9 protein-coding genes are annotated in these 13066 nt (G+C 47.5%); 8 read left to right on the top strand and 1 reads right to left on the bottom strand.

Annotation, left to right across the window (positions count from 1 at the left end; genetic code table 11):
- The 6 genes from ACFYU8_RS27385 to ACFYU8_RS27360 all read left to right on the top strand — a co-directional run bounded on the left by ACFYU8_RS27385 (position 1) and on the right by ACFYU8_RS27360 (position 7628).
- Complete coding sequence (locus ACFYU8_RS27385; RefSeq protein ID WP_390305788.1) at positions 1 to 1068, top strand: peptidylprolyl isomerase; 1068 nt, start codon at positions 1 to 3, stop codon at positions 1066 to 1068.
- 236 nt (positions 1069 to 1304) lie between these two features.
- Entirely contained in the window at positions 1305 to 1847 is a 543-nt protein-coding gene (spoVT, locus tag ACFYU8_RS27380) for a stage V sporulation protein T (RefSeq protein ID WP_106837126.1), read from the top strand.
- Positions 1848 to 1955: 108 nt separating this feature from the next.
- Positions 1956 to 3602, top strand: a complete 1647-nt coding sequence (locus ACFYU8_RS27375; protein ID WP_390305785.1) for a putative polysaccharide biosynthesis protein — start codon at positions 1956 to 1958, stop codon at positions 3600 to 3602.
- A 27-nt stretch (positions 3603 to 3629) separates the two neighbouring features.
- A complete protein-coding gene (gene yabN / locus ACFYU8_RS27370) occupies positions 3630 to 5102 on the top strand; it encodes a bifunctional methyltransferase/pyrophosphohydrolase YabN (RefSeq protein ID WP_390305872.1) in 1473 nt (490 codons plus the stop codon).
- Complete coding sequence (locus ACFYU8_RS27365) at positions 5089 to 5382, top strand: RNA-binding S4 domain-containing protein (protein ID WP_012683879.1); 294 nt, start codon at positions 5089 to 5091, stop codon at positions 5380 to 5382. The genes yabN and ACFYU8_RS27365 overlap by 14 nt, the downstream gene beginning before the upstream one ends.
- A gap of 110 nt (positions 5383 to 5492) precedes the next feature.
- The gene (locus ACFYU8_RS27360; protein WP_390305783.1) at positions 5493 to 7628 is read left to right on the top strand and encodes a GDYXXLXY domain-containing protein; all 2136 of its coding nucleotides are present in this window, start codon (positions 5493 to 5495) and stop codon (positions 7626 to 7628) included.
- Positions 7629 to 7661: 33 nt separating this feature from the next.
- On the opposite strand, the gene ACFYU8_RS27355 is transcribed toward ACFYU8_RS27360, so the two are convergent.
- A complete protein-coding gene (locus tag ACFYU8_RS27355; protein WP_390305781.1) occupies positions 7662 to 8942 on the bottom strand; it encodes an MDR family MFS transporter in 1281 nt (426 codons plus the stop codon).
- Between the two features lie 99 nt (positions 8943 to 9041).
- Between ACFYU8_RS27355 and ACFYU8_RS27350 the strand changes: the two genes are divergently transcribed.
- Positions 9042 to 10820, top strand: coding sequence for an SgrR family transcriptional regulator (locus tag ACFYU8_RS27350; protein WP_390305779.1), 1779 nt, complete (start codon positions 9042 to 9044; stop codon positions 10818 to 10820).
- Positions 10821 to 10880: 60 nt separating this feature from the next.
- Positions 10881 to 12929, top strand: coding sequence for a copper amine oxidase N-terminal domain-containing protein (locus tag ACFYU8_RS27345; RefSeq protein WP_390305777.1), 2049 nt, complete (start codon positions 10881 to 10883; stop codon positions 12927 to 12929).
- The last annotated feature ends 137 nt before the right edge of the window (positions 12930 to 13066 follow it).

Genomic DNA, 13066 nt, shown 5'->3' with positions numbered 1-13066 from the left:
ATGAAACGTTCTGTAGCGATTCTATCTTCGGCTGTTTTGGTCGTGGCACTCATGACTGGTTGTGGCGGTAAAGCAGAAGAAGCGAAACAAGATCCAACAACTCCAGCGAATCAGACAGATGGCAGCAATCAAGCTGCTGACGATCCTTTGGTACAATTCCCTAAACTCACTCTGCCTTACTCAGCAGACCAGAAAGCTGTCGTTGTGGAGTATCAGGGAGGAACTGTCACAGGACAAGAGTTCGAAGAGTTCCTGCGTGTTATTAACTTCATGAACCCACAACAAGGTACGATGATTGAAATGGCTGATAGCAACTCATTGAAAGCTTTTGCGCGTGAGTTTACAGCTACCAAGGTTTTGGCTAGCCGTTCTGACGATGCCATGAAAAAAGAGTCCAAAGAACTCGCTGAGAAAACTTTCGAGAAAATCAAAACGCAGTACATGGGCTTTTTGGGCAAGGATGAAGCTCAGTTCAACAAGCTCATGGAAGGCCAAGGCGTAACGAAGGACATGATCGTAAATCAGATGGACCTGATCAACCAGTCCATCAGTGTGATGAAAAAGAACATCGACGATGCTACGCTGAAGCAAACCTATGATGCGATGGACAAAACTTCCCGTACAGTTGCTTCTGTTCGCCACATCCTGATCTCTACCGAAAAGCGCACACCAGAAGAGGCGTTGAAAATTTCCAACGACTTGGTATCGCGCCTGAAAAAGGGTGAAGACTTCGCGAAACTGGCAACAGAGTTCACAGATGACCCAGGCAGCAAGGAGTCCGGCGGCTTGTACGAAAATGCGGATGTAACGCAATGGGTACCGGAATTCAAAGAGGCATCCCTGAATCAAAAAGTTGGTGAAGTAGGCCCGCCAGTAAAAACTGATTTTGGTTACCATATTATCAAGGTCGAGAATCGCAAAGAAAAGACCTTTGATGAGATGAAAGAACAGCTCCGCGCGAGTTCTTTGGAGAAAGCCTACGATAATTTCGGCAAGAACGAGCTGGACAAGCTCATTACGAAATTCAACATCCCGCAGTCCAAAAACGAGCCTGCGGCGAAGAAATAAGAAGTCCGAAGAAAAACAGGGAATTCGTTTCCCTGTTTTTTCGTTTTCTCGCATATTCTTCAAACATGGGCAAATACTATTATCACTCGCTACCACCCGGGGGAGAGTAATTGAAGCAACTGGTAAAAATTGATGCCATCACCCATAGTTAAAATTAGAATTTGAGGAAAAAATACAACTAACCAACCACCATCTATTCACTACCGACTTCTTACGGGAAAGCGAGGCAACAAGACATGAAAGCAACTGGTATCGTTCGTCGAATTGACGACCTCGGTCGGGTCGTGATTCCTAAGGAGATTCGTCGTACACTGCGCATTCGTGAGGGCGACCCGCTTGAGATTTTTGTGGATCGTGACGGAGAAGTTATTCTCAAAAAGTATTCACCGATTGGAGAGTTGGGTGATTTTGCAAAAGAGTACGCCGACTCTTTGTATGAAAGCATGAATCATACCGTACTGATTTCAGACAGGGATACTGTCATTGCAGTGGCAGGTGCCTCCAAAAAGGAATACTTGGAGAAAGCAATTGGCAGTATTGTCGAGAAATGCTTGGAGGAAAGAAAAACCCGACTGGAGAAAAACGCAGGCTCTTATGAAATTTGTCGTGATATGAACGAGACGATGGGCTCGTTCGTCATCGCACCGATTGTTGCAGGAGGCGATCCAATCGGGTCCGTGATCCTTCTCAACAAAAACGAGTCAACCAAGATGAGTGATTTGGAGATCAAAATGTCGGAAACAGCGGCCGGTTTCCTGGCAAAACAGATGGAGCAATAAGATAGCTCAGCAAAAACAGCCTCGTACCCCGGGGCTGTTTTTCTTGTGCCTATGGCCTTGTGGTATAATGAACAAAGTTTTAGGGTGGAGAGGAGAAATTTCACGCACATGGCTCAAGAAAAGGCTTCGGTTCAATTTGTGAAAGGCGCGGCGATACTTGGAATTGCCGGTCTTGTCTCCAAGCTTTTAGGCGCTGTATACCGCATCCCATACCAAAACATTGCCGGAGATATCGGCTTGTACGTATATATGCAAGTATACCCGCTGTACACCACGTTGTTGATTCTGGCGACGGCGGGTTTTCCCATCGCCATCTCCAAGATCGTCTCAGAGCGCGTCGCTGTTGGGGATGCGATCGGGGCGCGCAGGGCCTTTCGAGTAGCCAGTATATCGCTGGTCGTTTTCGGGATCTTTTTCTTCTTACTGTTATATGGAGGGGCACCTATTATTGCCCGTATGATGGGTGATGAGCATTTGATTACCCCGCTCCGAGCTGTAGCTTGGTCACTGCCGTTGGTGCCGATGGTTGCGATCTTGCGCGGCTATTTTCAGGGGCATCAAAATATGATGCCGACTGGCGTCTCTCAGGTTGCTGAGCAGTTCATTCGCGTGATTTTTATCTTAGTCGCTGCATTCTGGGCGATGAACGTGTATCAAGACCCGTACCTGGCTGGTACAGGTGCCGTTTTTGCTGCTTTTCCAGGGGCAATTGCTGCTATTCTCGTCTTGCTTTGGTATTGGAGAGGGGACAAGAAGTTGAGGCAGCTGTCCACCAATCAGGTTCATCAATCGGCAGCGAATTCGTGGACCAATCGTCAAATATTACGTCATCTCTTGACCTATGCCGTTCCGATTTGTATGGGCGCACTGGTTCTGCCGCTTGTTCCGCTTGTAGACTCGATGACCGTCGTCAATATGCTGCAATGGAGCGGGACTCCAGAGGACTTGGCCAAGCTTTTGAAGGGTGCGTTTGACCGTGGTCAGCCGCTCATTCAGTTTGGTACGTTTTTTGCCACGTCCTTGTCGCTGGCATTAGTGCCTGCGATCAGTGAAGCTGTTGCCCAGCGCCAGCATCAACTGATTGCTCATCGTGCCGAAGTAGCGATTCGACTGACCTTCCTGTTGGGATTGCCTGCTTCATTTGGACTTACTCTGTTGGCGGAGCCGATCAACGTCATGCTCTACGGAGACAGCAACGGTACCGAGGCACTTGCTGTACAGTCCTTCACGATTATTTTCGCCACGGTGAGTATTGCCAGCGCGGGGATTTTGCAAGGCTTGGGACGTGTTATGCGACCTGCCCGCAACCTGTTTATTGGTGTATTGGTGAAGCTCATCCTCAATCTGGCGCTCGTTCCGTTCTGGGGTATCTCTGGTGCGGCAGTGTCCACTGTGTTAGCTTATTTGGTCGCTATGGGACTGAACGTTCTTGCGGTAAGCAAATACACGGGAGCACACATCGGATTCCGCCAAACGGTGAAAAAGCCATTCATCTCCGTTGTGGTGATGTCAATTGTCGTGCTAATTGTGGAGTGGCTCGCTAATACGGTGCTTGGCAGTGCCGGACTTTCGAATCGCTTGTTCCATACGCTGGTCGGATTGATTGCTGTCGGTTCGGGAGCATTGGTCTATTTGCTGGCGCTATTGAAAACGGGTGGACTCACGAGAAACGATATTCAATTTTTGCCAAAAGGAAAGCGAATTGCTTCGCTATTAACGAAATATAAGCTCCTCCCAGCGGAGAAAGCGAGATAGAACGAAAAGGAGGCGTGACGAGTGGAAATGAAGAATAAGACCATTACCGTAGTCGGTCTTGGTGCCGGAGATTTGGACCAGCTCCCTTATGGCATCTATCGTACGCTCAAAGCTGCTAAACAGCTGTATTTGCGCACAAAAGAGCACCCGGTCGTAGCCGAGTTGATCGCAGAAGGCATCGTGATTGAGTCCTTTGATGCTGTATATGAGCAGCACGATACGTTTTCCGATGTGTATACCGAAATTGTGGAGCGGCTTTTTTCACGGGTAAACGAAGCAGGCAGTCTTGTCTATGCCGTGCCTGGTCATCCTTTGGTGGCGGAACGTACCGTGCAGCTATTGTTGGCTGAGGGACCAAACCGTGGCGTGGAGATCGAAATTGGCGGTGGACAGAGCTTCATCGATCCGTTGTTTGCCCGCCTACATATTGACCCGATCGAGGGATTCTCTTTGCTGGATGGGATGGCGCTCGCTGCTCATCAGGTATCTCCGGGTCTGCATACGATTATCGCGCAAGTGTACGATGCCTTTGTGGCTTCTGATGTGAAGCTGACCTTGATGGAAGTGCTGCCGGACGATTACGAGGTGACGGTAGCCACTGCCGTAGGGGTAGCGGGGCAAGAAATCATTGAGACAGTGCCGTTGTATGAACTGGACAGACTCGATCATTTCGGGAATTTGTCCCTGGTGTATGTACCGCCGACGAAGGATGAAAAGGTATCGTATCGCCAATTCTCCTACTTGAAGGAGATCGTGGCAATCCTACGCAGTCCGGATGGATGCCCGTGGGATCGCGAGCAAACACATCAAAGCATTCGCAAAAACTTGATTGAAGAGACGTACGAGGTTTTGGAGACGATCGACGACGATGATCCAGATGCGATGTGTGAAGAGCTGGGTGATTTGTTGATGCAAATCATGCTGCATTCGCAGATGGCAGCCGAAGACGGATATTTTTCGGTAGATGATGTTGTTGCGACGTTGAATGAGAAGCTGGTTCGCCGCCACCCGCACGTATTCGGGGAAAAGAGCGCAAATGATTCCGAGGAAGCGCTGGCGAATTGGCAGGAGATCAAAGCACAGGAAAAAGCAGCAAAAGGCATCGATATAACGGTTCAATCGCAGTTGGCGGGAATACCGCGCGACTTGCCAGCCTTGATGTATGCGTATAAGTTGCAGAAAAAAGCAGCCCAAGTCGGCTTTGACTGGGACGATATTGCAGACGTGTACAAAAAGGTAGAAGAGGAGTATCGCGAGCTGCAAGAAGCATCAGAAGAAGAACGCGCTGGCGAGCTGGGTGATTTGCTATTTGCGGTAGTCAATCTAGCACGCTTTCAGGGGCTCGATCCGGAGGAAGCCCTCGCATTGACCAACAACAAGTTCAAGAAGCGCTTTTCCTATATTGAAGGCAAGCTGCAAGAGGCGGGCCGTACCTTTGAGCAGACGGACCTGCAAGAGATGGACAAATGGTGGGAGGAAGCCAAACATGAGACTCGATAAATATTTGAAAGTGTCTCGACTGATCAAGCGACGCACACTCGCCAAAGAAGTGTGTGACAAACAGCGTGTAGAAATCAACGATCGCCCTGCAAAGGCATCCAGTAACGTGAAAATCGGCGACAAGCTGGCGATCCGTTTTGGACAAAAAATCGTGTCGGTAAAAGTAGAGGACATCAAGGAAAACCCGCGCAAGGAAGAAGCGGCTTCGCTGTATACCGTCATTGGCGAAGTTCCCGTTCCACGTGATGAAAAAGAAGAAGACGCCTACCTTAAAGGGTAATGTGCGCGCAAAAAGAGACTGCCGAGATGGTAGTCTTTTTTTAGGCTTTTTTTCCAGTCAAAGGATATAATGAGAGTACCTGTTGGCATTTCCGAAGGGATGTGAGCTGCATGCAACAAAACGGCGTTAAAACGGGTTACTTTTTGGCCATTTCGCTACTGTTATCATCTATCCTATACTTTTTTGCCTCGAACTGGCCGCTTATGGTCAGGGAGCAAAAGATCGGCGTCAGTGTGGCGATCCTCGTTCTTTTTTATTTGTTATCCTATGGACTCAGTTTCTTCAAACGGCATTCGTTTTTGAGTAACTGGCTGCTGGTGGCTGGAAGCTTGGCTTTTGGCATCAGTGTGGCATTGTTGGGGCAAATATACAATTCTCATGCGGACAGTTATATGTTGTTCGTCGTATGGTTCATTCCGAATTTGCTGTTTGCGATTTTCACGCGCTATCAGCCATTCTATGTCACTAGCTATGTTCTCGGTCATTTGGCTATTTATTTCTTCCTCGATCCGTCTGTCATCCACGTCACCCGTGAGGACGTGTGGTGGTTCATGATGTATTGGTTGATTGCCTTGGGAAATATCATCTTGTTCTGGCTAACCTCTACGGGGAAATTGCATTCCAAGCCGATCTACTACTTATCGTTTCTAACGTTTTCCGTCAGTCTTTTCGGTTCATCCTTCACCGAAGTGTATGGTCCGCTCCCAGAGCTGTTATATATCCTGACGGGCGGGATCCTGTTTGTCACGTTTTTAAAATGGGTACCAAGTCGTGGGTTTCTGATTGTGACGGCCTCGCTGCTCTCGCTGTTTGTACTCGTTAAATTCATATCCTATATGGTGATGTATTTCTCAGAGGGCTTCTTTGTTTTGATGCTGCTGCTGACCGTACTCATCGTTTGGGGAGCAGTTGCAGGGATTAATTGGTTGCGCAAGGAATCTGCGCATCAAAAAAGCAAATGGGTTGTGTTTTTCCAAGAGGCATTCACGATTCTCGTCACGACCATTGCCGCATCCATTGGAGCCATTTCGTTAACAGGTCTGCTTTTTCTGATCATGGAAGATGAAACGGTTATTGATTTTCTGTTTTTCCTTTCCTTAATCGGTTTTTTAGGTCCCGTGCTGTTTATTCGTGCTATGAATGCAACAGTGCGCTATACACTGCTCACGATGGGGTATATGCTGGGTGTCGGTTCTGTTCTCTTTTTAGAGGGAGCTTACTGGATTATCTTCCTGTTGGTGCTTGTATACGTGTGGATGTCCGTCCCTGCCATTCCGGCGAGGCTGTTAACACAGCTGACCTTTTTAAGCGTGTTGGCTACCAAGCTGGATGAGTATCTGCCCTCCTTTGAGTATGTACTGCTGATCCTATTTGCTACGCAGCTAGCGATGCATTACGTGAAGCGATTGCCAGTCGTTTTGCAAAACAGCTCGTTGGTGTACGCCTTACTCTCGCTTTTGATCCTGACAGAGGAGTACTCTCAATCGCTTGCCGGAAATGTGGTAGTGAATTTGGCCTTTTTCCTATTCAGCACGTATTTGTTGTACCGGACATTGCATCAGCAAAATCGGGTGAGATTCGGAATTGTGCTCGGTTTCTGGTTTGCTTTTCTCCTCATGAAGTACTACGACATGCTATGGAGCTTGCTGCACAAGTCACTGAGCCTGCTTCTGCTCAGCTTGGTGTTTTTCATCGCTACCCTTTGGTGGGATCGAAGGTCGAAGATTGAGTATCCGAAAAGCGAGCCTTCCAATTTTGCGAGAAAAGCGCTTGTGTTGCTTCCTGTCATTTTGCTGCAATTTGTTTTGATCGGCTATCAAGTATGGAGCAGTGAGACGATCCTGGCTAAAGGAAAAACGGTGAAGCTGGAACTGGTCCCAATTGATCCGCGTTCGCTGCTGCAAGGTGATTACGTCATACTTGGCTACACCATTTCTACGCTGGACCAAGAAGATATTGAATCTGGTGACAAGATTCGCGTCGTACTCCGCCAACAAGCTAACGGCTTGTACAGCTACAGTGGCTTTTATGAAATCGATGGTCAATGGAATCGTACCTACGAGCCTCAGCCATCGGATGTTGTGATAAATGGAAACACAATCGGTAGCAACCGAGTGGAATACGGCATAGAAAGCTATTTTGTCCCAGAAGGAACCGGACTAGATGTGGAGCGGAATGCCAAATACGCTATTGTGAAAATTGGCGAGAAAGGCGATGCCATTCTGGAGAGCCTGTCGAACCAGTAAACATTGACATTACTAAAGAAGAAGCTGCTTGTGTCATCGGGCAGCTTCTTTTGCGTGAGGAAGTAATCGTTCGTTGGAATCCATTTGCAACACGACCGAGCTGGTGAGGATAACGCCTACGATCCCCAGCGAAAAGATGAGGAGTGCCATTAGATAGGAAGGGAGAACAGCTCCCAAAGTGATACCGACTGCCCCTAATATCCGTGCGCCGGGCACAACGAGTCCATTCACTGCCATGTAGGAGCTACGCAAATCATCTTTTACAATTTGCGCCAGATAGGTTTGGCGGATGGGAGCGTGAATCAGCTCGCCCAACGTGCTTATAAGCACCGCGACCAGGATAACAATAAGGGAGTTGCTATACATGATCAGCGAGTACCCGGCAATATACATCAGCCCACTTATATACAAGGCAGGAGCTTCCTTCAAATGCCCGATGAGCTTGGTGACGGCAAGGGAGAACAATACCACGAGTAGCGTATTTTCGAGCTGGATCAGGCTGAATATTTTGATGCCAGTCAGTTCAACAGAAAACCAGTCAAACAAGCTAAAGCTCTGCGGGGTAAACTCCTGAGCAAGCCTGACAGCGATGTAGTTAGGCGTTTGAAATTCTGGTGCAAAGATGAGCATGCCGCTTAGTGAAAAGAGGATGAAACGACGGTCAGTCATTACTAGCTTGTAGCTTGCGACCATATCCTGTAAGATACCTGTCCCCGTTCCAACAGGGTTCATTGGTTTCGGCTGGTACGATTCCTTGAGGCATAAGGAAATGATCACAAGTGTGAAAAAACTGATAGCGGTAAGCGCGAGGAGCAGTTCGAAACGATGGGTAGCAAACAAGAGTCCTCCCACTACGGAACCTAGCGCAATTGATAAGTTGTTGGACCAGTAGTTGATTCCGTACATATACGTTCGGTTTTCTTTCGTACTGACATCGATGAGCATCGCATCTGCGGCGGGGTTGATCATTCCGTTACTCGCATTCTGGACGAGCATCATGGCAAACGTGAGCAAAGCAGAATCGAGCCACGGGGAGTTCGCTGCCATCATGATGAAGAGGCCCAAGCATTGAATCCATTGTCCGTATACCATCACTTTTTTTCTGCCCCACCGATCAGCCAAGTAGCCGCCGTAGAAGCCCATCAAGATTTGTGCACATACGGCCAGGACTAACAAGAGCCCTGTTATAGCTGGACCGAGCTTGGCAGAAAAGTAGATGGCCATAAACGGGAAGATCATGTTTCCCACTAGACGTGTCAGAAAGGAAGTCACGATGCGAATACGGATGTTGGGATGCAGGTGAGAAAAGCTCATGGGGATGACCTCCTTTTTTTCCAATTGTAGCTATGAAAAGGAGAAGAAAAAGGGTAATATTCCTCTATGAATTTCACCTTTTAAGGAATGAGATACCTTATGAAAAGCAATGAGCACTTTATGCAGATGCTACTCGGGCTATCCGAATGGGAGAAGGGGCGCGAACAAAAGATCGGCATACAGGAGTTGTCACAGCTTCTGTGCTGTACGCCCCGCAATGTGAAATTGATTTTGCGCAAATGGGAGAGTGAGGGTCTTCTTCTATGGAAGGCAGGGGTAGGACGGGGAAATCATTCTACACTCACGATTCTCTGCGATATCACTGACTTTTTGATCAGTTACTTTCAGAAGCTATTGATAGACGGGAACGTTGGGGAAGCAGTGGAGCTTTTGCATCATAAAAATTTACCTGTGGGTGCGAAGCGGCTTTTGCAGGAAACGTGGGACAGTCAATTCGGATTTGTCGCAGAAGAGAACGATAAGAGGCGACAGGAGATTTTACGTATTCCACGTGAACGAGCTTTTTCAACCATCGACCCCGCATTCGTAGCAGTAGCGGCGGAGAGTCATTTTATCCAGCAAATTTGCCATACGCTCGTCATTTTCGATTTGGCTACACAAGATTTTAAGCCCCAGCTAGCCTATGCTTGGGAAAGCAATCTAGATATGACTGCTTGGACCTTTTATTTACGAAAAGGAGTTCGATTTCACCACGGTCGTGTACTGACAGGAGAAGACGTAGCCTATACCGTTCAGCGGCTGATTGAGCTGGATTCTCCGTATCGTTGGCAAGTGAATGATATCGATTGGATCGAACAGCGAAATGACGGTGCGATTACTTTTCATCTACAAAAGCCGAACGGTTTTTTCTTGCATTTGGTATCTTGCATCGGGATGTCAATCTTGCCGCATGATGTGCCTTTTTCGGAGTCTGCGATTGTAGGGACAGGGCCGTTTCGGATGGTCGAATTTACAAAGGATCGGATGATATTGGCAGCGTTCGACGACTATTATCGGGAGAGGGCGATTCTGGATCGGGTAGAAATTTGGCGAGTTCCGGGATCTTGTTCTTCTAAGCAACGGTATCAACTCTCGCTGGCTGATGAAGAAGCCACTGAAGAGGAGAGTAATTACTTGGAGGTTCAAGAGGTAGGCTGCCATTATCTGAACTTTAACTTTCGAAAATCCGGTATTCAGCACGACTTCGCTTTTCGCCAGGCAATCAAGCTTTTGATGGACCCGGTACAAATGATACGAGATTTGAAAAAAGACACGTTTACACCTGCCGGAAGCTTTTTACCAGAGAGAAGCCAACGTATGCAATTTGCCGCGCATACCATAGAAGAATCAGCAGAATGGATGAAAAAAAGCGCATATCAGGGGGAGCCTGTATTTCTATGTTTCAGTGACGTGAAAAAAGTCTGGGAAGAAGCTGAGTGGTTTCAGAGAAGATGTCAGCAGATTGGCATTCGACTCGAATTGAAGCCTATCACGAAAGACCAATTCTTTTCGTGTTATGCCGAACAACATGCTGAAATGGCTATGATGGGGGAAGTCTTGCAGCGAGATATCGAGCTGGGACTAATTGAGATTTACAAAAACAAATGCTCGATGATTCACCAGTTTTTAGATGATGACAGGCTGGCGATTGTTGAGGAGCGGGTGTCAGAAATTCTTCAGCTGCAAGGCAGTAGAGACCGTATGCGGGCTTTGGAAAAGATGGAGGATACACTTAGAGATGAGGTGTGGTTACTTTTTCTGTACCATACGAAACGCATTGATCACTACCATCCCGCCTTGCAAGGAATTGCGGTTGATTCGTTTGGGTGGATCGACTTTTCCAAACTATGGGTAAAATCATTCGTTACCAGTCTGTAACCCTTTCCTGCCGAACATTTTCTATCATAGTAGGGAAATGTAGAGAAGGAGGCGTTACCGATGAACAAAAGCGTAAACAAAGGGATCTCGGTGCTGTTGGCCACCGCGGTATTGGCAAGTCCACTGATGCTTGAGCCAAAAGCGGCTTATGCTCTCTCTATTGAGGATGTTTCTGCAGACGATACAGGTGTGGATGAGGAAACAGAATATACGATTGAGTTTGAAATCAATAAGGACCTATCATCGGGTGACAGTATTTTCGTTAGGTTCCCATCCGAATATTCGGTGGATAAAAAATTGAAAACATCGGATGTCACGCTAAAAGATGACGATAAAAACAAGATTTCAATCGAAAACGTATACGTAAGCAAAAATGTGGTTGAGGTCGAAGTCGATGAAAAGATCAAAAAAGGTACTGTACTCACACTGACTATTGATAATATCACCAACCCGGAAGACAAGGGTAGTTACGAAATCGAAGTAAAAACAAGTGCAGAGACCAGCTACAAGGGAGATAAGATTTCGATCACCAAGTCTTCAAGCAGCAGCAGCAGCAGTAGCAGTAGCAGCAGCAGCAAGGGCGACTTCGAGGCTTCCCACAGCAGTAAAAATGCCGAGGATGCCATCTCCTTAACAATCGGAAAATTTAATCTCTCCTCGAAGAGCAAGCTGAAAGAGGGCAAATACATTTATGTCAATTTTCCCTCTAAGGACATGCTGCCAAAGAGCATCAGCAAATCTGATGTGAAAGTAAACGGGTACAAACCGGATTACGTCTCGATTCTCGACAACGACTCGATTCGGATTGAGATTCCGAGTGGCGCAGACGGAGATAGCTACATAAAACTGGAGTTTACATCTTCAGCGGGGATCGTAAACCCATCCAAACCAGACAAGTACTATTCGTATGAAGTGGAATATGACAGCAAGAAATACAAGTCAAAAGATGTAGAGATTACAAACACAAGCAATACGCCATTCACTGTTTCATTGTCGGACAGTTCAGCGGGAGCACGCACAAGCTATACGTTTGACGTGGATCTTTCCTCCAAGCTAGGGGCGAACGCAGAAATCGAGGTCGAATTCCCAAGTGGGGTAACCATTCCACCGATTCTTACCAGCAATAGCGTCACCGTCAATGGTGCTCAAGTGACGAATGTAAGCGTGTTGGGAAATAAGGTTTATTTCCGCACGCCTTACGGATTCAGTAGTACGAATCGCGCGACCATCAAGTTTGCATTCGAAGGCTACTTGACCACTCCGATAACAGCGGGAACCTATACCGTGACGGCCAAAATCGACAACAAGACCTACAAATCGAAAGAATTTCAAGTTAGCGGAGTGACTCCACCAGTCGCGGTGGATAATACATTGGCAACTGTGGGGCTGACGAGAGCGACTGCCTCTACTCCTGCTGGCCTTTCAATCGGCATCAAAGCCATGGGCGCTCCGATTGTTCGCAATCAGGGCTTCATTGAAGTCGTACTCCCGGTTGGCTTCCGTGTTCCAGCCTATTTGCCAGCAAACACAGTAACGGTGAATGGTGTGGCCGCTAGCTTTGTTGGTGTGCGCGGACAAAATCTGATTATTATTCCTGCCCAGGATATTCCGGCAAAAACAGCAGCTCAGGTCAATATCGCCGAGACAGCTGGCATTGTGAATCCGGCTACTCCAGGTGTGTACAACATTGGCGTCTACAACTCTGAGGAGAGAGGCTTGCTCTTCTCTCGTCCGGCGACCATCGTGGCTCTGAATGGCGTGAGCTTCAAGCAGAACGTCGCTTCCTTTATGAAGTCTGGTAAAACAACAGGACTCGCAGTGGCACCGTATACTGTAAATGGCAACACGCTGATGCCAACTACGTTTTTCCGTGATGCTCTCGGGTTTTCCATCAGCTACACCAAAACGACTGCAAAAGTTGTGAGCGGCAATACGGTCATGCAATTTAAGGTCGGTTCAAACGTAGCGACCATCAATGGAAAAAATGTAACGCTGCCTGCAGCGGTTCAGCTGAAAAACAACGTTCCTACTCTGCCTCTTAAAACCATCACCGAGAGTACCGGTTATAAAATCATCTATGTGAACGGGAACTACACCGTTTACAAGTAAGAGCAGTTTGGCAAAAACCCCGTATGCGTACGGGGTTTTTTTTGTGAAAAACATCTCGATGTTTTTCATTAGAGTTAATGAGACCGTTTGCGGTCAACAAAAACGGTATTGACCGTTTTTGTTCTAACGGGACATCC

Source organism: Brevibacillus sp. NPDC003359, from assembly GCF_042878995.1.
In the GTDB taxonomy this organism is placed as follows: Bacteria; Bacillota; Bacilli; order Brevibacillales; family Brevibacillaceae; genus Brevibacillus.
This window is presented reverse-complemented; position numbering and strand designations above follow the sequence as displayed.